Raw genomic sequence first — 22,701 nt, 5'->3', positions numbered from 1 at the left:
ACCATAGGAAACTAGGAGGATGGACATGAATAAAACGCAACAAAAGCTTGCCAAATACGGCCAAGCTGTCAACGATTTAATCGATAATACTGAAAAAGTACAAGAAGGGATGAGTAAGTATTTCACCCCTTTAAAAGCAGCCGTTGCTGATGGTAAGTTAGCCGAAATGAGCGAACAAGACTATCAAAAGACAGCACAAATCTTCAGAGATGGTGTTGATCAATATCACGAATTCTTAGCACAATTCAAAACAGTTGTTGCGCCCGCTCGTTTGATGGGGAACAACCAACGTTTAATCGGTGCTTACGCTGATTTCATTCAAGGCTGTGAAGATTTAATTACAAGCATGCATGATGATCAAACCGTTGATATGCAAGCTTTTGCAGCTTCAGAAATGAATCAAGACAAAGCAACGGAACGGATTTCTAAATACATCCAAAATATTTCAAGAATCGCTTAGGGCGAAAGTTGACAGTTCCCAAGTCGGGGGCTGTTTTTTTAATTGAAGCAAAAGGAGTGCAATCAGATGCCTGATATTCAAAATCTTGTGATTCAACAATTAACACAGTATGGACCACAACAAATCAAAGCAACGTTAGGTCTTTTAGAAGAAGGCAATACCGTACCGTTTGTTGCGCGGTATCGAAAAGAACGAACGGGAAGCCTCGATGAAGTTCAAATTCGTGAAATTGAAAGCACATTTCAATACTTAACGACGCTCGAAAAACGTAAAACCGATATTTTGAAAAATATCGCTGAACAAGAAAAATTAACGCCAAAACTCAAACAACAAATTGAAACGGCAACGCAACTGCAAGCTTTAGAGGATCTGTACTTACCCTATAAACAAAAACGACGGACCAAAGCAACCATCGCTAAAGAAGCCGGCTTGGAACCTTTTGCGCAGTTTATCGCAGGGTTACCTAGCTTAACCGAACAAGCATTATTGGCAAAAGCTGAAGCTTACCTCAATCCAGATCAAAAAATCAATGATACAGCTGCTGTTTTAGCTGGTGTTCATGAAATATTGGCGGAAAATATTAGTGAAACAGCAAAATATCGGAATTGGGTGCGCCAATATACTTGGCAAAATGGTCAGTTGGCCAGTCAAGTTAAAGACGAAGCAGCCGATGAGAAGCAAGTTTATCAAATCTATTATGATTTCACTGCCGATTTAACGAAGGTAGCGGAACATCAATATTTAGCGATTAATCGTGGTGAAAACGAAGGTATTTTGAAAGCTAAAATTATGATTGACGATCAAGTAATTGCCAGTCGAATCATCCAAGATCTGTTGTATGGACAAGATTCAGCGTCAGCAATGGTCATCAAGTCTGCGGTTGAAGATGCCTATAAGCGGTTTATTGGACCGGCAATTGAGCGTGAATTACGCAAGCAATTAAAGAAAAAAGCTGATCAACAAGCGATTAGTGTCTTTGGTGATAACTTGAAGCATCTCTTGTTGCAACCACCATTGAAGGGTAAAGTTGTATTAGGCTTTGATCCCGCTTATCGGACTGGGTGTAAATTAGCCGTTGTCGATGGTACTGGAAAATTCTTGGATAAGTTAGTCATTTACCCACACAAACCAGCTTCAGCTGACAAACGATCAAAAGCGGCGGATGAATTCACTGCTTTACTCGAGAAATATCAAGTTGAAATGATTGCAATCGGTAATGGGACTGCGAGTCGTGAATCAGAAGAATTCGTAGCGACGTGTTTGAAATCTATTTCCCGGGAAATTTTCTATGTGATTGTCAATGAAGCGGGGGCTTCTGTTTATTCTGCGAGTGATGCAGCACGGGCAGAATTTCCAGATTTACACGTTGAAGAACGAAGTGCGATTAGTATTGCCCGTCGTTTGCAAGATCCGTTAGCTGAATTGATCAAGATTGATCCACAAGCAGTGGGGGTTGGACAATATCAACACGATGTGGCGCAAAAAGAGCTCACTGTGCAACTCGATACAGTGATTGAGGATGTCGTGAATAGTGTGGGAGTCAACCTGAATACGGCTAGCCCTCAGCTGCTACAACATATCTCAGGGTTGTCAGCAACTACTGCTCAAAACATTGTGCAATATCGCAATGAAAACGGTCTTTATCAAAAGCGGAGTGCTTTGAAGAAAGTACCACGCTTAGGGCCTAAAGCTTATGAACAATCGGTCGGATTCTTGCGGATTATTAATGGGGACAATCCACTCGATAATACTGATATTCATCCAGAAAGTTATCCAACGGCTAAAGCCATTTTGAAATCATTTGGGTTAACCGTTGCTGCTTTAGGAAGCGATACGTTGAAGACGGCGATTGCACAAGTGCAAGTACCGGCTCTAGCGGCTGAATTAGAGGTCGGGATTGAAACAATCACCGACATCTTAAGTAGTTTGCAAAAACCAGGGCGTGATTTACGGGATCAGATGACGGCGCCATTGTTACGTCATGATGTCTTAACCTTGGCGGATTTGAAACCGAATATGGCGTTAGAAGGCACAGTCCGCAACGTGATTGATTTTGGGGCCTTTGTCGATATTGGTGTGAAACACGATGGCTTAGTGCACATTTCTCAACTGGCAAACCACTTTGTTAAACATCCTTCTGATGAAGTGGCAGTTGGCGACGTCGTTCAGGTTTGGGTGATGAGTGTTGATCAAGAACGTGAACGCGTACAACTGACAATGAAAGCGCCAAAGGCAAATGACTGATCAAGCCTTAACTGAATTGATTGAACGGTTATCGTTGCAGTTTTTTAATCGGCCGTTTGTGCATCAAGCAAATTTCAATCGGCGTTTAAAAACAACCGGCGGGCGCTATCATTTACAGGATCATCATATCGATATCAATCCAAAGATGTTGACCGAACATGATACACAGACCTTAGAAGGGGTGATTAAGCATGAGCTTTGCCATTATCACCTGCATCTGTTGCATCGCGGTTACCGTCATCGAGACGCAGAGTTTAAACAATTACTTGCACAAGTCGGGGGTGCGCGCCATGCACCAGCTGCACAAAAGACAGCTAAATCGAGCAAAGTTGTGATTTATAAATGTTCAGACTGTGGGCAAGTCTATCCACGTCGCCGTCGAATGAATACGGCTCGCTATGTTTGTCGGCGGTGTCATGGACGACTGATTTATCAAACCACACAAATTCAATGAAAAAAGGCCACCCCTATGTTTAGGGGTGGCCTTTTTTTAGTTGGCGCGTAAAGTTTGATTCTGAGTGGTGTAGCCCAGCTTCTGATAGAGGGCCAACGCAGCCGGATTATTCCCTAACACGGTTAGTTCTAAATAATCGAGCGCTTGTGTTTGTTGCCATTGCTTTGCGGACGATAGCAGTTGTGTAGCGACGTGGTGGCGGCGTGCCTCTGGTGCAACATACAGTGTTGTGAGATAAGCAAAGCGGTGTGCGATAAACAAGGGTGAGGGACTTGTTTGGGCTGTTGTAACGTGACAAAAGGCATCGATTTGCGCATCTTGGTTTTGATGAACAAAGACTGCTTGTAGTGGATCAGTTATCATTTGTTGCCAGTCAAAGAACTCAGGCGTGTAATCAGCTTGGTAATTAGTGGGTTGTAGCACATGCATTTCAGTCGTTAATTGTTGATACAGGGTGGTTAATTTGGCAATATCAGTTAGTTTAGCGGGGATAATGGGCATGTAATCGTCTCCAAAGTAAAATTTTAATTGACTTCAATCATCGTTTCTCTTATACTAATGTACGTGGCTTAAAGTGATAAAGCAAGTTACGCGGGTGTGGCGGAATGGCAGACGCGCAAGATTAAGGATCTTGTCGGGAATTTTCCCGGTGGAAGTTCGAGTCTTCTCACCCGCATCATAATTCAGTTAGGTAATTCCAATTGGAATTACCTTTTTTTGTCCCTTGATGTAAATGATTGAAACTAGGGTGACAAATCGCTATAATGAGCAATAAATTCAGTTTAGGAGTCAGTTAGGATGACACATAAAAATTCATCAGCTTATACGATTAGTATTATGGCGATTTTAACCGCTTTTTTAATCATTCAAAGTTTTATTCCGATGGTCGGTTATATTAATATCATTCCTGGGCTACCAGCCGTAACAACAATTCATTTAACGGTCATTATTGGGGCCGTGATCCTGGGCACACGCCAAGGGGCGATTCTAGGATTAATTTGGGGTTTGATTTCATTATTTAGAGCCTATACCTCTCCAGGCGATCCGCTTTCACTTTTAATCTTTCAAAATCCAATTATCGCTATTTTACCGCGGTTGATGGCTGGGATGATTGCTGGTTTTACGTTCCAACACTTATATCAAACTAAAATTCGTAAAACCGGTGCAATGGCTTTAGCTGGGATTTTCGGGGCTTTAATCAATACCATTTTAGTAATTGGCTTAACGCGTGTGCTTTACGGACACCAAGCGGCAGGGATGTATCATACTGATCCGACCCATTTAATCATCGTGATGCTTGGCGTTGTTGCGTTAAATGCTGTAATGGAAGCAACCTTAGCAGCTGTGGTGACACCACTAGTCGCAACACCACTCATGCGGTTTAAACGGACGCAATAACAAGTGCGGGTAGCTACAGCCGACGATTGTGGTCCGCCACGGGTTGAATAATTAAAGATTGAAAAAAGGAGTTGGACAAACGTGACTTTGTCCAACTCCTTTTTTGTTTATTCCAGTTGTTTTTGCACTTTCTTAGCATGCGCAGCAACTGTGTTCATGTTAACCTTAGCAATTTCGGCTTGTTGATAAACTGAACTGTAATATTGATTTAAACGATTGATTGGTGATTTAAGACTGTCTTCGTCTGCATCAGCATCTGTATGGTCGCTGTAAAATTTATCAGATGCTTTAGTGGCCGCGTTGTAGAAGGTGGCCAAGGTTGTATAATCAAGTGTCGAAATCTTAAGACTTTGATTTAAATCTTTGACTTGTTCAATCGGCAATTCATCGTTTTCTTGCTTGACCAGTTTGGTGAGGCGTTTAATGACCGGTTTGAGCACAGCTTGTTGTTCTTTAAGACTTTGAAAGGCTGCTTCGCGCTTGGCCGCAGTCGTCGCAATCTTAGTATCTTCAATCGTTAATAGATTTTCGTCGGGATATTTTTTTTGAATCGTGAGATAGTTATCAGGAACTGGATCGCCGATTGTTTCGAGGGTTGAAAGAGCTGTTCGTTGTTGCTTAGTCGCATTTTCAACGGTTTGCATATCGGCTTGGAGTTGATGTTTAGTATCCATCGGTTTTTGGCAAGCGGCTAGGCTTACCCCGATGAAGATAATTGGTAATAGCCGTTTCAATAGTTTTAGCATAAGCAAGCACTCCAATGAGAAAAAGTTATACTGCTATCTTAACGTAATTAAAGCAAAAAGCCAAATTATTTAGGGCATGATTCAACATATAAAATAACACTTGTCTAAAAACACGGATGCTGATTGTTCGTGATAGAAAACGGTTTATTTTTATTGCCAAATGGTTGCCAATGGTTGTTGCCTGTGTTACACTATGTTTGTACTTTTTGAATGGTTGCGGTACGAATGTTTCCAAAAGAACTTTCTTCCATCGGACCACCAGAAATACACAAATTTATAATGTGTCATCGACACAAGGAGGATTTTTCTCATGGAAAACGGAACTGTAAAATGGTTTAACGCAGAAAAAGGTTACGGCTTTGTAACTCGCGAAGATGGTAGTGATGTATTCGTACATTTCTCAGCTATCCAAGGTGAAGGCTACAAGACTCTTGAAGAAGGTCAAAGCGTTTCTTTCGATATCGAAGAAAGCGACCGCGGCCCACAAGCTGTTAACGTAAACAAAAACTAATTTAAAAATTAACCTAGGGGTCGCGGCAAAAGCAATTTTGTCGCGACCCCTTTTTTTGATTGGGTGGTGAGCTGGAGATGTTAACGTATCAATTGATTGAGGGCGCAGCACGGCGACAGTGGCTGGATGATCTATTGTTAGCGGATGAAGAAGTCGGCATGATTGAACGCTATTTGATGCATGGGCAATTTTACACCGTAAGCGATCAGCAGCAAGTCATCGGGGTCTTCCATCTGATGGCACTCAACAATCAGCAGGTAGAACTTAAAAATATTGCGGTACGGCCAGAATGGCAGCATCGAGGATTCGGTGGGCAAATGATGACTCAAATTCAGACGATTGCAATTGACCAAGGGTTTCAATCATTGCTAGTTGGCACTGAGGACGGCAGTTTGGCAGCAATTGGTTTTTATTTGCGTCAAGGCTTTCGGTTCGAACAAATTCGCAAAAACTTCTTCGACCAATATCAAACGCCAATCTATGAAAATGGGATTCGCCTAAAAGATATGGTGGTTCTCGCTAAAATACTCTAAAAAAACCTGACCAAATTGGCCAGGTTTTTTGAATGGATTAATTGAGATCAGTGCGTTTTTCAAATGGATAGACAAAGCCCCATTCAGCACGTGCGTCTGACATGATGTCCATGACATCGCTTGATAATTCGAGGGTATCGTTTGATTGATTTCCGCGCACTATTTCTTGGAAATCATGGAGTTCATAGTTCATTGCGTTGGTTGCGTCACCCGCTTGAATGGTCTCAACGCGACCATCTGGGAAAGTGAGGGTGGCTTTGTCAGGCCGTGGATAATCGTCAACGGTGACATAGCCATTTTCATAAACGAGAACACCTTGTTTAGGCATCTTCGCATGAATGTTTAAGGTAACAGTCACCATTTCATGCTTGGCATTATTTAAAAGTAATGTTGATTGCTGATCAACACCGGATTCTGATGGCACCCATTGCGTCGCTACAAGTTCTGGTTTAGCAGTTAACATCCGACGTGCAAATGAGAGGGCATAAACACCAATATCAAGCATTGCACCGCCGGCAAGTGCGGGACTGAAGAAGCGATTGTTTGGATCAAGCTCTTTATAACTTCCAAAAGAGACTTGAATTGATTTTAAAGCGCCCAAGTGATTAGCGACTTGTTGGCGTTCAATCTCAGCAAACAATGGCATGTGATAAATGGTCATTGCTTCAGCTAATATCAAGTGCTTTTCGTTAGCAAGAGCCTTTGCTGCATTGAGTTCGCGGCGGTTCATCGTAATCGCTTTTTCACAGAAGACGTGTTTACCGGCTTCAAGACTCGCCATAATGCTTTCGAAGTGATAATTGTGGGGGGTTGCAATGTAGACGATGTCGATGTTGTCATCATCGAGCATGTCGGCATAACTACCGAATGCATGTGGAATATTGTATTGGTCGGCAAAGGCTTGTGCCTTATCAAGTGAACGAGAAGCAGCCCCATAAATGTGACCATCAGGTTGGTTAAAATAAGTTGCGAAACTATTGGCGATATTGCCTAAGCCGATAATTCCCCAGTTAAGCGTTGTCAATAAAATCAGTCCTTTACTATCGTAATCGGTTACAGCCAATATTATAGCAATAAAAGCGCTAAATAGAAATTAAAGGGGGTACAAATTAAAGATTGGTGTTCTGAATGAATTTGTGTACAATATAGAATAGATTCAGATAAAGTTGAGGCAGAGGATTGGCAAAAAAACGTAAACGCAAGACGACAAAACGCAAACCAACAGCTAACTACTATTCTAAGAAGAGACGCCACCCAACCGATTGGCTAGTGGTCGTTTTAGTGAGTCTATTTATTCTCGGAATTGGGCTCGTTTTATTAGTTCGGTATAATGGACAAAAGGCCCAAGAAGAACTTGCCGATCAAGCCAGACAGGAACAACAATCGCGCCAAGCTAAGAAGCAAGCGTTTATTAAAAAAATGGTGCCATATGCCCAAGAATTACAGACGAAATATCATGTTTTACCAAGTATTACTTTAGCGCAAACCATTTTAGAAAGTGATTGGGGGAAGAGCTCACTTGCTGCGCAATACCATAATTATTTCGGTATTAAGGGTGATAATGAGGCCAACACCAAGGAAATGACGACCAAGGAATATTTAAATGGTCAGTGGGTAACGACAACAGCGCGTTTTAGAGTATATAACAATTATCAAGAATCGATGCTTGACCATGTACAATTGTTTGCTTATGGGACCTCTTGGAACCGGACGCAGTATGCACACGTAATCGCGGCCACTAATTATGAGCAAGCTGCCCATGCTTTACAACAAGACGGCTATGCGACTGACCCTGATTATCCAGCGAAGTTAATTGAGCTCGTTAAGGCTTACCACCTCGACCAATATGATCAATAAAGAATGCTGTGAAACAAATCATGGGAAATCTGCTACTAATTAATCTCAAAAGAGCCTGCCACAAATTTCGGTTTGTGACAGGCTCTTTTCCAATCGCTGAATAACTGGATTTGAGCTTGTTGTGTTGCTTTTTTTGTGGTAATCTATTTTTAATTCAATTTCAGAAAACATTATTAGTCGTTACTACTATCGGTAGTGATGTTTAACGATGCTACAAAGGAGGGTTCAGTGTGCGATTATTAGAGGAACGCATTAAAAAAGATGGTCAAGTATTAGGTCAAGACGTATTGAAGGTCGATAACTTCTTAAATCACCAAGTGGATCCAGATTTAATGGCTGCAATGGGTGAAGAATTCCAACGCTTATTTAAGGATAAGAAGATTACTAAAATCCTAACGGTTGAATCATCTGGCATTGCGCCCGCTGTTTTCGCGGGCTTAGCATTCCACGTTCCCGTTGTTTTTGCAAGAAAGCACAAGAGTTTGACGTTACAAGATAACATGTACAGTGCAACGGTTTATTCATATACGAAGAAAGTGAATAACCACATTTCAATTTCGAAGAAGTTTCTGAATGCAGACGATCGCGTTTTAGTGATTGATGATTTCTTAGCCAACGGGCAAGCGGTTGAAGGCTTACTTTCTATTATTGAAGAAGCCGGCGCACAACTTGAAGGTGTCGGGATTGTCATCGAAAAGACTTTCCAAAAAGGTCGCGAATTGTTAGATCAACGCGGCATTCAAGTGGAATCTTTAGCACGAATTGCAGCGTTTGAAGACGGTCAAGTCGTCTTTTTAGACGAAAATAAATAAATGTTATTTAACGGAGTGCTGAGAGGCACTCTTTTTTTGTCTAAAAATTTGTTATCATGGAAGAAAGTATTAGGCAGACAACGCTTAAATTCGCTATAATAAGGGTATACAGTTTGGTGAACAGGAAAGCAGGTAATATGATGCCAGTTATTTATCCAGGACAAACCATCGGAATTATTGGAAATGATCAACGGGCCTATATGTTGGCGCTCAAAGCAAAAGAAATGGGGTATCGGGTAGCCGCGATTGTGACCCCGCAGATGCAAAATACCTCATTTGCACGTTTAATTGATAGTCAGATCGATGGTGAATTCAATGATTATCAAACATTAGTCCAACTCGGTGAAGTCAGTCAAGTGTTGACCTATACGAATGAATTATTAGATGAGACGGTGCTCGAACAACTGGCACAACATTATTATCTACCTCAAGGCAGTAATGTGTTGTCTGTGACGCAAGATCGGTACCTCGAAAAAGTCTTTTTGAGTGATTTAAATATCAATATTCCGCCCTATGCGACAGTTGTTGATGTAGATGATATTCAAGATGCAATCGATTCAATCGGATATCCATGTATCTTAAAACCCATTCAAAAAGGTTACGGTAAGCAGTATCAACGTTTTATTCAACAACCGAGTGACCTTGAAAACATTGAAGCTGCCCTTGAGTTGGGGACTTATATTTTGGAATCTTGGATTCCCGACGCACAAGAACTATCAGTGATGGTCGTTAAAACTGAAGATGGTAAGTGTGTGACACTGCCAGTCATCGAAAATGAGTTTGAAGATCATCGCTTGAAAATGTCGCTTGTGCCAGCACGGATTAATCAAGATGTTGCGACTGAAATTAATCGATTAGCCCACTTAATTGGGGAAAAATTAGACTATACAGGTGTTTTTGGGGTTGAATTCTTTTTAACACCCGCTATGAATATTTATGTGAAACGAATTATGCCAACACCGCACGCAACGGGCGATGTCTTGACACATACCTTGAATTTCTCGCAATATGAATATCATTTGAAGGCCATCTGTCAGTTGGCAGTCGGCCCATCACGCCTCAATAATGCGGGGATGACCTTAGGGATTCAAGAAGCACAACGGTCATTAATTCAAACACAGATGAAGATCAAACCGGATTGGTACTTTAATTTGCACAACGTCACGACCAATCAACAGATTGGATCGGTCACAGCAACCGGACAAGCCATCCAACCCTTAATCGATAATTACGAAGCGGCAGACTTATATTAGAGTGCGACAGCGGGCGGTTATCTTTTGAGGACTAGCATAGGCCGGCGAATGAGCGACGCAGTCGATCGTTGGACGGACGTAGCTAGCCGCAGAAAGATGCCCGATGGAGCACGTTTCAAAACAGAGTGCATTTGTGGCGGTTATCTTTTGAGCATTAACTGGATTTGACGAGTTGGTGATGCAATCGCGAATTTGGCAAATTTGGTTAAGCACAGAAAGATGCCACAAAAAGCACGTTTTACCATCACCAGCATTTAGGTAGTATTTGGAGGAGAAGTTTATGTTAGAACGTTATACACGTCCCGAAATGGGCGCCATTTGGACAACGGAAAATCGGTATCAAGCTTGGTTGGAAGTTGAAATTCTAGCTGTCGAAGCGTGGGCAAAATTAGGCGATATTCCCACAGAGGATGCGCAGAAAATTCGCGCGAATGCTAGCTTTGATTTGGCAGAAGTCAATCGCTTAGAAGCCATCACACACCATGATGTGGTTGCATTCACCCGTGCCGTTTCAGAATCCTTAGCGGATGAAAAAAAGTGGGTCCACTATGGTCTAACTTCAACGGACGTTGTTGATACAGCACAAGGGTATATTTTGAAACAAGCGAACGATTTAATCCGGGCTGATATCGCCAATTTTATGGCTGTTCTAAAAGATAAAGCTTACGAATACCAAAATACCGTGATGATTGGGCGGACGCATGGCGTGCATGCTGAACCAACGACGTTTGGGTTAAAACTAGCAACCTGGTATGCTGAAATGAAACGCAATCAAGACCGTTTTGAACGCGCAGCAAAAGGCGTTGAAGCCGGTAAAATCAGTGGTGCAGTTGGGACTTTCGCCAATATTCCGCCTGAAATTGAAGCCTATGTGACAGAACACTTAGGGATCCGGGCCCAAGATATTTCAACGCAAGTGCTCCCACGAGATCTACATGCTGATTACATTAACACGATGGCGGTCGTGGCGACCTCAATCGAACATTTTGCGACTGAAATCCGGCATTTACAACGAACAGAAGTCCGCGAAGTGGAAGAATTCTTTGCTAAAGGTCAAAAAGGCTCATCAGCGATGCCGCATAAACGCAATCCTATTAGTTCTGAAAACGTTAGTGGCTTAGCCCGTGTGATTCGCGGTCATGTGATTACCGGGATGGAAGATGTGTCATTATGGCACGAACGCGATATCTCACATAGCTCAGCTGAACGGATTATTTTACCCGATACTACGATTTTATTGGACTACATCTTGAATCGCTTCACGCGGATTGTGAAGACGTTGACGGTCTTCCCTGAAAAGATGAAGGCTGACATGAACATCACCCATGGTTTAATTTACAGCCAACGTGTCTTGTTGAAGTTAGTGGATGCGGGTCTGAGCCGTGAAGCAGCCTATGATTTGGTCCAACCGAAGACAGCCTTAGCATGGGATGAACAAAAAGATTTCCGCCAATTATTAGAAGCCGATCCGAAAGTGACGAGTGAACTTTCAAAAGCCGATTTAGACGACGCCTTTGATTACCAATGGCACTTAAAACAAGTTCAAACAATTTTTGATCGGGTGTTTGCATAAGCATCCGACATAAAAAGCCACCTTAGCCTAAAAGTTAGGTTAAGGTGGCTTTTTTTATGGCAAAATAAATTCTGATTCGAAACGACAAACTTGGTGATGGTTACTGAGGGCGACTTCAAACGCTTTTTGCCCTAGGGTGAAGAAGTGATGGTCAATTGTTGGCAGTTACAATAAAAAACTGGATAATTGTTTTTCTTGACCAATTAAAAGCGGGGTCGGCAGTTGATGATCCAGATGATATTGGCGGACACCAGCGGCAATGTCGTCGCCATTTGTAAAATAGCAAGTGAGGGTTGGCTGTTTTTCAACCAGTTGTTCAGCGGCACGATAGCCATCTTCAAATGAACGCATGCCACCGACCATTAACTCGGAATCAGGTTGGCAGTTGAAAACTTGTTGATAAGCGTTCGTGACGGCAATCCAGGTCGGGCTTTGCGCTAAATTACGACTTAATAGTAGACCAATTTGCTGTGCTTTGTGGGCTTTAAGGTACTTGAATGCCGCTAAATAGGCGGGCTCACGGTGAGAATAAACGGCCGAGATATGATGGGTCCCCGGGTCTTCACAACAGACAATTTGACCATAACGCGTGTACTCTGCTAAGACTGAGAGTGAAATACCATGTGAAGTAAAAATGAGTGCGGTAAAATTCTTACGTTTTAATTGTTCGAGATAATCTAGTTCGACTGCTTGATTATATTCGGAAGGTAGGAGCACAACGTGATAGCCGCTTGAAAACGCGGCATCCATAATCCCGTTTAAGAGTTGGTTGAAATACGGATGGTCATTGTGCGGTAGGACGACCCCAATATTTTTATTTTGACCGAAGCTTAAATCGCGCGCTAAGCTATTAGGCACGTAATCGAGTTGTTTAATGACCGCTTCGATTGCCGTTTTGGCAGGTTCAGAGACGTATTTTTGATGATTTAACACACGGGAGACGGTCGAAACCGAATAGCCGCTTTTGCGGGCAATATCACGAATTGTTGGCATAATCCTAACCTACTTTTTGATTAACTTTAGTAATGTATTTCTTTAGACCATAGCTGAAGCCACTGTGATGATTAGTCTTCGTAATGAATTGACCCGCCATCTGGATTTGATCACTGGCATTGCCCATGACGATGGGGTGGCCAACTAGCGATAACATGGCTAAGTCGTTTTGACCTTCACCAAACGCGGCGCAATCAGCGACTGTTAGTCCAGTGTTTTCTAAGATGGTGGTTAATGCGTTAGCTTTGGTGGCTTCATGACTCGTAATTTCTAAGGTCATTGTACCTGATTGTTGTACTGAAAGACCAGGCAAGTGGTATTGGTTGATGAAATCAGCAACAGTTGCCCGTTGTTGTGTCGTTTGCATAATCAGTTGAATTTTGAAAAGCTTGAGAAATGGATTTTGCAATTGATCACTAAAATTGATGAGCGTCGGCAATTGACCGGTTTGCTTAGCGATTGCCTCAATACCAACGTCAATTGTCTGCGTGTACCAGTGGTGTAAGTCATACGCACTTAAACTGATGTCACTAAATTCAGATTGTAATGCGGCAATTAATGTTGCGACAGCAGAGGTTGCAAGTGGATATTCTGCTAAAACCATTGGGAAAAGATCTGTCGGTTGATAAATTAACCCCCCGTTAAAAGCGACTTGGGGTGTCGTTAACGCTAACTGATCAATCGTAGCTTGCATTTCTTGTGGTGAACGCGCAGAAATTAAGGAAATTGGGAGTGGGCTTGCTTTGACAGCCGCAATATCTTTTTCAGAAAGCTGTCCGTCTTGGTTTAACAATGTACCGTCTAAGTTAGAAAAAATGTATTTAATCATGATGCATACCACCTTTCTTGGATTAAGGTGAGTATAATTTATGAAACGCGTCCCAGGTCAAGGCAGAAGATTGCGAAAAATTAGAATCCGTTTTACTAGGTCGTGTTCGCTTTTTTCTACCTATCTAGTTTGGTATAATATAGGCTGATTGTATTTACGGAAGGATGACTAATTTGTCTGAAAAAGAATTGTTACAAGGGATGAACGATAAGCAAGCTGAAGCGGTCCTCACAACAGAAGGCCCGCTTTTAATCATGGCGGGTGCTGGTAGTGGGAAGACCCGGGTGTTAACGCATCGGGTCGCTTATTTAATTGAAGAAAAGCACGTTTTACCATGGCGCGTGCTGGCGATTACGTTTACGAATAAAGCGGCGCGTGAAATGCGTGAACGGGTCGGTAACTTACTCGGCGAAGGGGCTCAAGATGTTTGGGTATCTACCTTCCATGCCCTTTGTGTGCGGATTTTACGTCGGGAGATTGAACAAATTGGCTACAATCGCGCGTTTACAATCGCGGATCCTTCTGAACAATTGACGTTAATGCGCCATGTTTGTCGGGATTTAAACATCGACACGAAGAAGTTTGAACCAAAGGCGATTTTAGGCACGATTAGTAACGCCAAAAATGAACTCCAAACACCAAGCGACTATGCGGGTCTAGCAAACGGACCATTCGAAAAAATTGTGGCCCAATGCTACACCGAATATCAAAAACGACTCCAACAAAATCAAGCGCTCGATTTCGATGATTTAATCATGCAAACGATCCGCTTATTTAAAGAAAACAAACCAACGCTTGAACACTATCAAGAAAAATTCCAATACATCCACGTTGATGAATACCAAGATACCAATGAAGCGCAATACACATTGGTTAACATGTTAGCTGAGAAATACAAGAATCTCTGTGTTGTTGGGGATGCCGATCAGAGTATTTATGGTTGGCGGGGCGCTAACATGGACAACATCATGAACTTCGAACATGATTATCCAGATGCTAAATCAGTGATGTTGGAACAAAATTACCGTTCAACCAAAACGATTCTAGAAGCAGCCAACGGTGTGATTAACAATAATCAATATCGTAAACCTAAGGAATTGTGGACTGAAAATAACGAAGGACAACCAATTACTTATTATCGGGGTCAAAGTGAACGTGACGAAGCACTCTTTGTCATTACGAAGATCCAAGAAGAAATGCAAAAGAACCAACGTAAATTCGGCGACTTTGCCGTTTTATACCGGACAAATGCCCAATCACGGTCAATTGAAGAAGCGTTTGTCAAAGCCAACATGCCATACAAGATGGTCGGCGGGCATAAGTTCTACGATCGTAAAGAAATCAAGGATATCTTGGCTTACTTACGCCTAGTCGTGAATGCGTCTGATTCAATGAGTTTTGAACGGGTTGTTAACAGTCCGAAACGGGGAATTGGCCCCGGCACTCTCGAAAAATTAACGCAATTCGCGGATGATCATCAATGGTCATTACTTGAAGCAGCGCAAAATGCGGAACTCTCAACCATTCCAGGTAAGAGTCGCAAGACGTTGATCGATTTTGGCAACGTCATTGGTGACTTAGCGAAGATGCGCGAATTTTTAAACGTGACGGAATTAACGGAACAATTATTGGATAAGACTGGCTACAAAAAAGCGCTCGAAGTTGAAAACACCCTCGAAGCGCAAAGTCGTTTAGAAAATATTGAAGAATTACTCTCAGTTACGAAACAATTCGACGAACATTATGAACCAGAAGAAGATGACAGTGATTTATTTGTGGACTTCTTAGCCGAATTATCATTGGTCTCTGATTTAGATTCAGTCGAAGAAGAAGCCAGTGAAGTGACCATGATGACCTTGCATGCTGCTAAAGGACTTGAATTTCCAGTTGTTTTCTTGATGGGGATGGAAGAAGGCATCTTCCCACTATCACGTGCTTTATTAGAAGAAGACGAACTGGAAGAAGAACGCCGTTTGGCATATGTTGGGATTACCCGTGCTGAAAGCAAATTGTATTTAACCAACGCTTATTCACGGATGTTATACGGCCGTCAACAAAGTAACCAAGCGTCCCGATTTGTCGGCGAAATCGATGATAAATTATTGGATTACGCAAATGGCAATGCTGGCAGTATTCCAGAACGCAATGTGCCATTTGGTAAGAGCAATCGTTATGCACGCGCAACGGCTACAACGTACAATGCAAATAAAACAACGACGAGTCACAAGATTGCCGACACAACTGGCGGCGATAACAGCGGTGCTTGGACAGCCGGCCAAAAAGTCCAACACAAGAAGTGGGGCATTGGCACAGTTGTCAAGGTCAACGGGACCGGCAACGACCAAGAACTAGATATCGCCTTCAAAGAACAAGGCGTTAAAAGACTACTAGCAAGCTTCGCACCAATTGAAAAAGTAGAATAGAGTGCGTTTCCGACGGTTATCTTCTGAGGATTAGCACAGTGTTGTGAATGACCGACAAAGTCGGTCGTTTGCAATACGAAGCTAAGCACAAGAGTCAGCTTTAAAAAGCACATTTCAAATCATAAACAGTGAGGAGTCTTCATTATGGGATTAGCTAAACCAATCGATCAATATACGCAAACTGAAGCGGCAGCGGCGGCCCAAGAACTCCGCCAGACATTAGCTGAATACAGCGAAGCCTATTACACCAAAGATGCCCCAGTTGTCGAAGATCACGTGTACGATGAATTGTATCGCGACTTAGAAACGTTAGAAGCGGCCTTTCCAATCATTGTTACTAATGACTCGCCCACTCAAAAAGTCGGTGATCAAGTTCTGCCTGGCTTTAAGAAAGTGACGCATGAAGTACCGATGTTATCAATGGGCGATGTTTTTTCTGAGGAAGAACTCGCGACTTTTGATAATCGACTTCAAAAAAACGTTGAGCATGCCATCGAATATAATGTCGAATTAAAAATTGATGGACTCGCGATTGACTTGATCTATGAAAAAGGGCAATTTGTCCGTGGTGCGACGCGAGGCAATGGGACGATTGGGGAGGACATTACCCAGAATCTTAAGACCATCAAGGCGATTCCGCAAACATTAACCAAGCCAGTCTCTATTGAGGTCCGTGGTGAATGTTACATGCCCAAAGCCTCTTTTGCGGCATTAAATGAAAAACGGGAAGCAGAAGGCCAACCGCCATTTGCAAACCCGCGGAATGCGGCTGCTGGTAGTTTACGGCAATTAGATGCCAAAATAGCGGCTGAGCGGAATTTGAGTGCCTTTATGTACACGATTGTCACCTTTGACGATGTGCAAGCGACAACCCAGTACGAAGCGCTTGAAGTGCTTGCAGAACTCGGCTTTAACGTCAATCCAACCGCTGAAGTTTGTCATAATATGACAGAGGTAAAGACCTTTATCGAGCGCTATCAAGCAACGCGGGATGACTTAGAATACGGCATCGATGGGGTTGTGTTAAAAGTTAACGACTTAGCTTTACAACGCCAACTCGGTAATACGGTTAAAGTGCCACGGTGGGAGATTGCTTATAAATTCCCGCCTGAAGAAGCGGCAACCATTGTTCGTGACATCGAATGGACAATTGGTCGGACAGGGGTTGTCACGCCAACCGCTGTGATGGATCCTGTCCAGTTGGCTGGTACAACAGTCGCGCGCGCCTCATTGCATAACGCTGATATGTTACGTGATAAAGATGTCCGTTTGTTGGACACGGTTTTATTACACAAAGCGGGCGACATCATTCCAGAAATTTCACAAGTAGTACTGGCTAAACGGCCGGCTGACAGTCAACCGTATGTGATTCCGACAGAATGTCCTTCGTGTGGTCATGAATTGGTTCATTTGGATGAAGAAGTTGCATTGCGGTGTATTAACCCAATGTGTCCGGCACAAGTGAAGGAACAGTTAACGCATTTTGCTTCCAGAAATGCGATGAATATTGATGGCTTAGGTCCACGGATTATTGCCCAATTATTGGATCAAGGATTGGTCCATGATGTTGCCGATTTATACCGCTTAACGGCCGATCAACTTGCGCAACTGGATAAGTTTAAAGAAAAATCTATTAATAATTTGTTAAATGCAATTGAAGCTAGTCGCCAGAATTCGCTAGAAAGGTTATTATTTGGATTAGGGATTCGCCATGTTGGTGCCAAAGCAGCCCGTTTATTAGCGGAACATTTCTTGACGATGGAGGCTTTGATGGCCAGTGATCAAGAAGAAATTATGTCGGTTGATACGATTGGCGAGACGATTGCGGATAGCTTAGCGACTTATTTTGCTGATGATCAAGTACAAACTTTAATTCGTGAATTGGCTGAAGTGCAAGTCAACCTGACCTATACTGGGGTGACAAAGGCACAAGCTGAAAATAGTGATAGTTACTTTAACGGAAAAACGGTTGTCTTGACCGGTAAACTATCGCAATATACCCGCGGTGAGTTGAAACAACAACTTGAAGATAACGGCGCTAAAGTGACCGGCTCAGTTTCGAAAAAAACAGATATTTTGATTGCTGGAGAAGATGCCGGCAGTAAATTAACCAAGGCGCAAGCATTGGAGATTCCAATTATCAACGAAGCAGACCTAGATAGTTATTTGGCGCAATAAGCGAATCAATTAGGACTTATAAGGAGGCCATTTTCAGTGGCAAAGTATAAATTATGGGTAGTTGCAGCCGCAACGGTTTTATTGTTGGCAGGTTGTACAAGTTTACAAAGCAATTTGAGTTCGTCATCATCAATTAAGTCGACTAAAAAGCTACAAACGACCGGGAAAGTGACTGACAGCATGTATGAAGGGGTTATTGATAATAACCAATACAAGACAAGTCAGACACGTGGATTAACCACACAACAAAGTAACACGGCATTTGATGTGAAGAGTTTGGAAAGTGGCTTATTAAACATTTCTAAAAAACAATTCCCTACTGATAAATACCTCTACCAAGAAGGTCAAACCATCAAAACGGCGGAAGCGCAAAAATGGTTGGCACGTCAATCAAAAGATAATACACTTGGCTTAAATCCAGAAGATAATGGTGAAAAAGAACCGGATAAGCGGAATCCACTGTATCTCCAACAAATCTTAGAACAAGACTTCTTAGGGGCAGATGGTGCGCTTGAAGGGATGAGTATTGGTCTTGGGATGAATCAAGTGGATTACTATGCCAAGGAACAATATGGTGCTACTTTTGAAACCAAAATTTCTAGTGCCATGATGGCGCAACAAGGTAAACAAATGGCTAATAAGGTCTTAACGCGTTTACGGCAGAAAAAAGGTTTGAGTAAGACAACCATCGTGGTGGGGCTTTACAAACAAGCACCTAAAGATAGTTTAGTGGGCGGAACCTTCTTCGCTTATGGGGTCAGCAAAAACGGTAGTACAACGATTGATTCATGGCACAAAATGAACCAAGCCAACCAAGTTTTCCCACTCGTTAATGATGAAAAAGCGGTCAATCAAAGTGATGCGGACGCGTTTACTAGTTTTAAAGGACAAGTCCAAACCTTCTTCCCGAACTTGAGTGGTGTCACGGCTCAAGCACACTATGAAGATGGTGTATTGGCTGGGATGAACATCACCGTTAATACACAATTCTACAGTGAAACAGAAATCATGAGTTTCACACAATACATTGCAACCGCTGCTGATAAATATTTACCACAAAATATTCCATTAGATATTTCAATCTCGTCTGCAGAGGGGGTGCAAGCTTACGTAGGCCGAGCAGCCGGCAGTAAAGGGTTCTCAACCCACGTATTCGGGAGTTATTAATTAAAGAGTGCGACAACAGTCAGTTATGACTGATAGGCAAAAAAATAGCGTCGACAACTAACGCAGGTGTCGATGCTATTTTTTTGGACCTTTAAAAGTCAGTGGTTGTAATTTTAAAAATAACAGTGTACAATATGTAATATTGTTGTTATTTTATTTATTACACCAAAGGAGAGCATCATGAACGAGTTTAAAACAGCACGGAATTGGCTAGACAATGCGGATGCCGTCATTATTAGTGCTGGTAATGGGCTATCAATTACGGAAGGTTACAATATTTTTGCACACGACGAAGCGTTTATGACCCACTTTGGGACTTTTTATGAACGCTACGGGATTATGAATATTCTTCAAGGGGCTTTTTACAACTATCCAACAGTGGCTGAAAGAGATGCATTTTACAAAGTATTGTTCGATTATATGGTTGATCACTATGAAAGTACACCTGTCTTTCGCGATTTAAAGCAGTTGGTGGGCGGTCATGAATACTTTGTTGTCACATCAAATGGCAACATGCATTTTCAACTGAGTGGATTTGACGAAGAACGGATTTTTGAAGTGGAAGGTAATTTTGGTAACAATCAAAATCCAATGCCGATGATTCAAAAGCAACAAGCTAAGTTTAACGCATTTGTTCAAAAGTACCGTTCACAAAACGTGGTGATTCTGGAATTAGGAATTGGTGCTAATAATCAGTACGTTGAATTTACCGCACGAAATCAATATTCCCGCAGCCGGCATGTCGGCTGCGGCTGGTCCCGATTGGTACAATCCCGGCGATTTATGGGGCTTTAAGCTGTCTTTAATTCATTTTGTTTTACATGAACCAGTTTACCAACCGTATCAGGACTTGAAAGCCATTTTAAAGGATAGAGACTATGATTTGATAACGACGAATCAAGACGTGCAATTCTCGAAAGCTTTTCCAGATAAAGATGTCGCCACGATTCAGGGTGACTGGTCCTATTTTCAATGTGCCGATAAATGTCATGATCAAGTCTATCCTAATCAGACAGTTGTTGATCAATTATTTCCGCAAATTGAAAATGGCCATTTACCCGAAAACTTAATTCCGCGGTGCCCTAAATGTGGTGCTGAAATGTTGGAATGGGTCCGTGGTTATGAATTCCTTGAAGGACAACACTACAACAAGCAATACGCAAAGTATCGTCAATTTATTCAAAAAGCTGAAGGTAAAAAAACGGTCTATTTAGAACTAGGTGTGGGTATGATGACACCGATGTTTATTAAGGAACCGTTTATGAATCTGACGTACCAAAATCCACAAGCAACATATATCACCGTTAATCCCAAAGATGCGATTGTGCCACGTGAATTAATGGACCGCGGTATTGCAGTTAAGTATGACTTAGTAAAGGTACTAGCAAATCTAAAAGAGTGCGGCATCAGCCGGATATCCGCTGAGGATTAACACAGAATGGTGAATAACCGGGTTAGCGATTGTTTGCCATTCAGGGTTAACCGGAAGCGGTTGGCTGATAGAGCACGTTTAAAAGAAAAGAGTGCGGCATCAGCCGGATATCCGCTGAGGATTAACACACAAAAAGGTTGGGCAATTTGCCCAACCTTTTTGTGTGTTAGTTTTCGTAAAGTTTTAATTCTGGATTTTCAACGAGACGTTGTTGATATTGTTCGATAATGTCGGCTAGTTTGATGGCTTGCATTTGCTGTTCAGCAGTTTCTTGGATTTGATCGTAATAGGTAGCAAGCGATAATTGAATATTTTGTCCGGGGCCGCAACTAGGATCAATTTGGGTATCGATGTTCAATAACCGGGTATCATCGACGGCTTTATAGATATCACAGAGCGAAATTTGGTCAGGAGCTTTCGTTAGTTTGGGCTCGGCATGGCCCTTAACGCTCGTCAATAGGCCAGCTGTCTTAAGTTGTCCCATGATTTGGCGAATAAAAGAGGGGTTAGTATTGATGCTTTTAGCAATGCGCTGACTAGAAAGGTTATCAAACGGGTTTAAAGCAATCAGGGTCATCAGGTGGACGGCATTGCTTAAACGGACTGATTTTTTCATGATAGACTCCTTTTAAAAAGATGTTATTAAGAGTATAACACCTATTGAGGTGTTCTGCTGTAATCAGGCTAGCCAGAGTCTGCCGTAAATGAAAATTACATGAAGGGAGTTCAGACTGGATACCGATAATACAGCCCGATAATCAATTAAGTTGCTTCTATCAGTAGGTTTGGGTTCTTTTATGAGCATGAAATAAGTTGTGAAATGTCCATTAAAATTAGACTTATTTTTGAAAAATCATTAAGCAATAAAAAAATTCACCCAAAATTTTGGGTGAACTCATCAAACTTTAATGAAATCATTTTAGCAGTGGAGTGGTTATAAACGTTTAAAATAGGAAAAAAACAATTCTAAATAGTTTAGTAACTTCTAGTATGGGTAAATCCGTAAGTTACACCGACAGACTATTGAGTGTTGCTTTTGAAACTACTCAAAACTGGGGATGCTTGGTTACAATACTTGCCGCTTAGCTAATACTGAGTGTTATTTGTTAAGTTGGAAAGCCTTAGTGATTAAGTCTTCCAATGATGACATGATTTGATTGCTAGCCCAATCTGTTGTGAGTTGTTTGAAAGCAATTGCTTTTTGATCGATGTCATGTTTCTTAGGCATTGGTTTGAAGTTTTCGGCTGGTTGGTCTTCTTCAACTGCTGTTTCTTCAAATTGTTCAGGTGCTACTTCCGGTGCGGCTACTGTTTCGTCTTGAGCTTCCGCGGGGGCAGTTGTGCTTCGTGAGCCATCTGCTGATTCCCAGTAGTGAGTTGTTTGACCGCCAATTGTTTCGGTAACTTCTACAGGTTCGCTGTCATCGATTTCTGTTTGTAACCATGCTTCTTCTAAAGCGGCTTGTTCTGCGGCTGCTTCTTTGGCTTTAGCGGCCATTCCAGGTGTTACACCAGTGATAGTTACACCAACCGAAGTGGTCGCTGCTGAAACGGTCGTACTTTGTAAGACAATGCCACCCATTAAACTTAAAACTGCTACTGCTACAAGGTGTTCCGAGATATTGATTTTCATATTATAACACTTATCTATAAGTTAATGATAATCTTGTACATTATTCACAACTTATTATCTGTACTCAGAATATAAGATTAAACGAATGCTTATATATGATAAATTATTATAAAACATATCGCCTTCTAATGAATTGCATAACATTCAATTACGCTTTTAAAAAGAAAGTAAAAATATATTTCAATATCTGCTGAAACCGGTAAAG

Annotated in this window: 21 protein-coding genes, 1 tRNA gene and 1 pseudogene; 16 read left to right on the top strand and 7 right to left on the bottom strand. The window is 42.0% G+C overall.

The window, feature by feature from the left end; translation table 11 throughout:
* Positions 1-25: 25 nt before the first annotated feature.
* The 3 genes from ACF1X7_RS05365 to ACF1X7_RS05355 all read left to right on the top strand — a co-directional run bounded on the left by ACF1X7_RS05365 (position 26) and on the right by ACF1X7_RS05355 (position 3,158).
* A complete protein-coding gene (locus ACF1X7_RS05365; RefSeq protein ID WP_039098271.1) occupies positions 26-460 on the top strand; it encodes a hypothetical protein in 435 nt (144 codons plus the stop codon).
* A gap of 66 nt (positions 461-526) precedes the next feature.
* Complete coding sequence (locus tag ACF1X7_RS05360; RefSeq protein WP_411162505.1) at positions 527-2,704, top strand: Tex family protein; 2,178 nt, start codon at positions 527-529, stop codon at positions 2,702-2,704.
* Positions 2,697-3,158, top strand: coding sequence for a SprT family protein (locus ACF1X7_RS05355; RefSeq protein ID WP_146955031.1), 462 nt, complete (start codon positions 2,697-2,699; stop codon positions 3,156-3,158). Before ACF1X7_RS05360 ends, ACF1X7_RS05355 begins: the two co-directional genes overlap by 8 nt.
* A gap of 36 nt (positions 3,159-3,194) precedes the next feature.
* Here the strand turns inward: ACF1X7_RS05355 and ACF1X7_RS05350 are convergent, their stop codons facing one another.
* Entirely contained in the window at positions 3,195-3,659 is a 465-nt protein-coding gene (locus ACF1X7_RS05350) for a GNAT family N-acetyltransferase (RefSeq protein WP_004270164.1), read from the bottom strand.
* 90 nt (positions 3,660-3,749) lie between these two features.
* Here ACF1X7_RS05350 and ACF1X7_RS05345 point away from each other — a divergent pair.
* Both ACF1X7_RS05345 and ACF1X7_RS05340 read left to right on the top strand, forming a co-directional pair.
* Positions 3,750-3,834, top strand: a tRNA-Leu gene (locus ACF1X7_RS05345).
* Positions 3,835-3,956: 122 nt separating this feature from the next.
* Positions 3,957-4,556 (top strand): ECF transporter S component, encoded by a 600-nt coding sequence (locus ACF1X7_RS05340; RefSeq protein WP_004270151.1) that lies wholly within the window; start codon positions 3,957-3,959, stop codon positions 4,554-4,556.
* 107 nt (positions 4,557-4,663) lie between these two features.
* Here the strand turns inward: ACF1X7_RS05340 and ACF1X7_RS05335 are convergent, their stop codons facing one another.
* Positions 4,664-5,302 (bottom strand): hypothetical protein, encoded by a 639-nt coding sequence (locus ACF1X7_RS05335; protein WP_411162504.1) that lies wholly within the window; start codon positions 5,300-5,302, stop codon positions 4,664-4,666.
* Between the two features lie 310 nt (positions 5,303-5,612).
* On the opposite strand from ACF1X7_RS05335, the gene ACF1X7_RS05330 reads away from it, so the two are divergent.
* Positions 5,613-5,813: a cold-shock protein gene (locus tag ACF1X7_RS05330; RefSeq protein WP_004270163.1), complete on the top strand. Its 201-nt coding sequence runs from the start codon at positions 5,613-5,615 to the stop codon at positions 5,811-5,813.
* A gap of 77 nt (positions 5,814-5,890) precedes the next feature.
* Positions 5,891-6,346: a GNAT family N-acetyltransferase gene (locus ACF1X7_RS05325; protein WP_411162503.1), complete on the top strand. Its 456-nt coding sequence runs from the start codon at positions 5,891-5,893 to the stop codon at positions 6,344-6,346.
* 37 nt (positions 6,347-6,383) lie between these two features.
* Here ACF1X7_RS05325 and ACF1X7_RS05320 read toward each other — a convergent pair whose 3' ends face one another.
* Complete coding sequence (locus ACF1X7_RS05320; protein WP_411162502.1) at positions 6,384-7,409, bottom strand: Gfo/Idh/MocA family protein; 1,026 nt, start codon at positions 7,407-7,409, stop codon at positions 6,384-6,386.
* 116 nt (positions 7,410-7,525) lie between these two features.
* On the opposite strand from ACF1X7_RS05320, the gene ACF1X7_RS05315 reads away from it, so the two are divergent.
* From ACF1X7_RS05315 to purB, 4 genes are all read left to right on the top strand, one after another.
* Complete coding sequence (locus ACF1X7_RS05315) at positions 7,526-8,203, top strand: glycoside hydrolase family 73 protein (RefSeq protein WP_039098278.1); 678 nt, start codon at positions 7,526-7,528, stop codon at positions 8,201-8,203.
* A 230-nt stretch (positions 8,204-8,433) separates the two neighbouring features.
* Positions 8,434-9,015 (top strand): xanthine phosphoribosyltransferase, encoded by a 582-nt coding sequence (locus tag ACF1X7_RS05310; RefSeq protein ID WP_056967026.1) that lies wholly within the window; start codon positions 8,434-8,436, stop codon positions 9,013-9,015.
* A 140-nt stretch (positions 9,016-9,155) separates the two neighbouring features.
* Entirely contained in the window at positions 9,156-10,268 is a 1,113-nt protein-coding gene (locus ACF1X7_RS05305; RefSeq protein WP_100069769.1) for an ATP-grasp domain-containing protein, read from the top strand.
* Positions 10,269-10,548: 280 nt separating this feature from the next.
* Positions 10,549-11,841: an adenylosuccinate lyase gene (gene purB, locus ACF1X7_RS05300; RefSeq protein ID WP_004270142.1), complete on the top strand. Its 1,293-nt coding sequence runs from the start codon at positions 10,549-10,551 to the stop codon at positions 11,839-11,841.
* Positions 11,842-11,895: 54 nt separating this feature from the next.
* On the opposite strand, the pseudogene ACF1X7_RS05295 reads toward purB, so the two are convergent.
* Positions 11,896-12,834 (bottom strand): annotated as a pseudogene (locus ACF1X7_RS05295) (LacI family DNA-binding transcriptional regulator).
* Positions 12,835-12,838: 4 nt separating this feature from the next.
* The gene (locus ACF1X7_RS05290) at positions 12,839-13,663 is read right to left on the bottom strand and encodes an HAD-IIB family hydrolase (protein ID WP_411162501.1); all 825 of its coding nucleotides are present in this window, start codon (positions 13,661-13,663) and stop codon (positions 12,839-12,841) included.
* Positions 13,664-13,863: 200 nt separating this feature from the next.
* Between ACF1X7_RS05290 and pcrA the strand changes: the two genes are divergently transcribed.
* From pcrA to ACF1X7_RS05265, 5 genes are all read left to right on the top strand, one after another.
* The gene (pcrA, locus tag ACF1X7_RS05285; protein WP_372507390.1) at positions 13,864-16,086 is read left to right on the top strand and encodes a DNA helicase PcrA; all 2,223 of its coding nucleotides are present in this window, start codon (positions 13,864-13,866) and stop codon (positions 16,084-16,086) included.
* A gap of 144 nt (positions 16,087-16,230) precedes the next feature.
* Positions 16,231-18,264, top strand: a complete 2,034-nt coding sequence (gene ligA, locus ACF1X7_RS05280; RefSeq protein ID WP_259770057.1) for an NAD-dependent DNA ligase LigA — start codon at positions 16,231-16,233, stop codon at positions 18,262-18,264.
* A gap of 36 nt (positions 18,265-18,300) precedes the next feature.
* Positions 18,301-19,431, top strand: coding sequence for a CamS family sex pheromone protein (locus tag ACF1X7_RS05275; protein WP_089541967.1), 1,131 nt, complete (start codon positions 18,301-18,303; stop codon positions 19,429-19,431).
* Positions 19,432-19,611: 180 nt separating this feature from the next.
* Positions 19,612-20,226, top strand: coding sequence for a hypothetical protein (locus ACF1X7_RS05270; protein ID WP_411162500.1), 615 nt, complete (start codon positions 19,612-19,614; stop codon positions 20,224-20,226).
* Complete coding sequence (locus ACF1X7_RS05265; protein WP_411162499.1) at positions 20,132-20,863, top strand: hypothetical protein; 732 nt, start codon at positions 20,132-20,134, stop codon at positions 20,861-20,863. The genes ACF1X7_RS05270 and ACF1X7_RS05265 overlap by 95 nt, the downstream gene beginning before the upstream one ends.
* A gap of 166 nt (positions 20,864-21,029) precedes the next feature.
* On the opposite strand, the gene ACF1X7_RS05260 is transcribed toward ACF1X7_RS05265, so the two are convergent.
* Positions 21,030-21,479: an Rrf2 family transcriptional regulator gene (locus tag ACF1X7_RS05260; protein ID WP_004271312.1), complete on the bottom strand. Its 450-nt coding sequence runs from the start codon at positions 21,477-21,479 to the stop codon at positions 21,030-21,032.
* 483 nt (positions 21,480-21,962) lie between these two features.
* Positions 21,963-22,496, bottom strand: coding sequence for a hypothetical protein (locus ACF1X7_RS05255; RefSeq protein WP_089541970.1), 534 nt, complete (start codon positions 22,494-22,496; stop codon positions 21,963-21,965).
* Positions 22,497-22,701 lie beyond the last annotated feature (205 nt).

The organism is Latilactobacillus sp. VITA-14 (assembly GCF_046580785.1).
Classification (GTDB): domain Bacteria; phylum Bacillota; class Bacilli; order Lactobacillales; family Lactobacillaceae; genus Latilactobacillus; species Latilactobacillus curvatus.
Note: the sequence above shows the minus strand (reverse complement) of the source record. Positions and strands in the feature narration are given on the sequence as shown.

Coding starts and splice junctions, on each gene's coding strand:
- ACF1X7_RS05365 (WP_039098271.1), top strand. CDS start 26: ATGAATAAAACGCAACAAAAGCTTGCCAAATACGGCCAAGCTGTCAAC.
- ACF1X7_RS05360 (WP_411162505.1), top strand. CDS start 527: ATGCCTGATATTCAAAATCTTGTGATTCAACAATTAACACAGTATGGA.
- ACF1X7_RS05355 (WP_146955031.1), top strand. CDS start 2,697: ATGACTGATCAAGCCTTAACTGAATTGATTGAACGGTTATCGTTGCAG.
- ACF1X7_RS05350 (WP_004270164.1), bottom strand. CDS start 3,659: ATGCCCATTATCCCCGCTAAACTAACTGATATTGCCAAATTAACCACC.
- ACF1X7_RS05340 (WP_004270151.1), top strand. CDS start 3,957: ATGACACATAAAAATTCATCAGCTTATACGATTAGTATTATGGCGATT.
- ACF1X7_RS05335 (WP_411162504.1), bottom strand. CDS start 5,302: ATGCTAAAACTATTGAAACGGCTATTACCAATTATCTTCATCGGGGTA.
- ACF1X7_RS05330 (WP_004270163.1), top strand. CDS start 5,613: ATGGAAAACGGAACTGTAAAATGGTTTAACGCAGAAAAAGGTTACGGC.
- ACF1X7_RS05325 (WP_411162503.1), top strand. CDS start 5,891: ATGTTAACGTATCAATTGATTGAGGGCGCAGCACGGCGACAGTGGCTG.
- ACF1X7_RS05305 (WP_100069769.1), top strand. CDS start 9,156: ATGCCAGTTATTTATCCAGGACAAACCATCGGAATTATTGGAAATGAT.
- purB (WP_004270142.1), top strand. CDS start 10,549: ATGTTAGAACGTTATACACGTCCCGAAATGGGCGCCATTTGGACAACG.
- ACF1X7_RS05290 (WP_411162501.1), bottom strand. CDS start 13,663: ATGATTAAATACATTTTTTCTAACTTAGACGGTACATTGTTAAACCAA.
- pcrA (WP_372507390.1), top strand. CDS start 13,864: ATGAACGATAAGCAAGCTGAAGCGGTCCTCACAACAGAAGGCCCGCTT.
- ligA (WP_259770057.1), top strand. CDS start 16,231: ATGGGATTAGCTAAACCAATCGATCAATATACGCAAACTGAAGCGGCA.
- ACF1X7_RS05270 (WP_411162500.1), top strand. CDS start 19,612: ATGAACGAGTTTAAAACAGCACGGAATTGGCTAGACAATGCGGATGCC.
- ACF1X7_RS05260 (WP_004271312.1), bottom strand. CDS start 21,479: ATGAAAAAATCAGTCCGTTTAAGCAATGCCGTCCACCTGATGACCCTG.
- ACF1X7_RS05255 (WP_089541970.1), bottom strand. CDS start 22,496: ATGAAAATCAATATCTCGGAACACCTTGTAGCAGTAGCAGTTTTAAGT.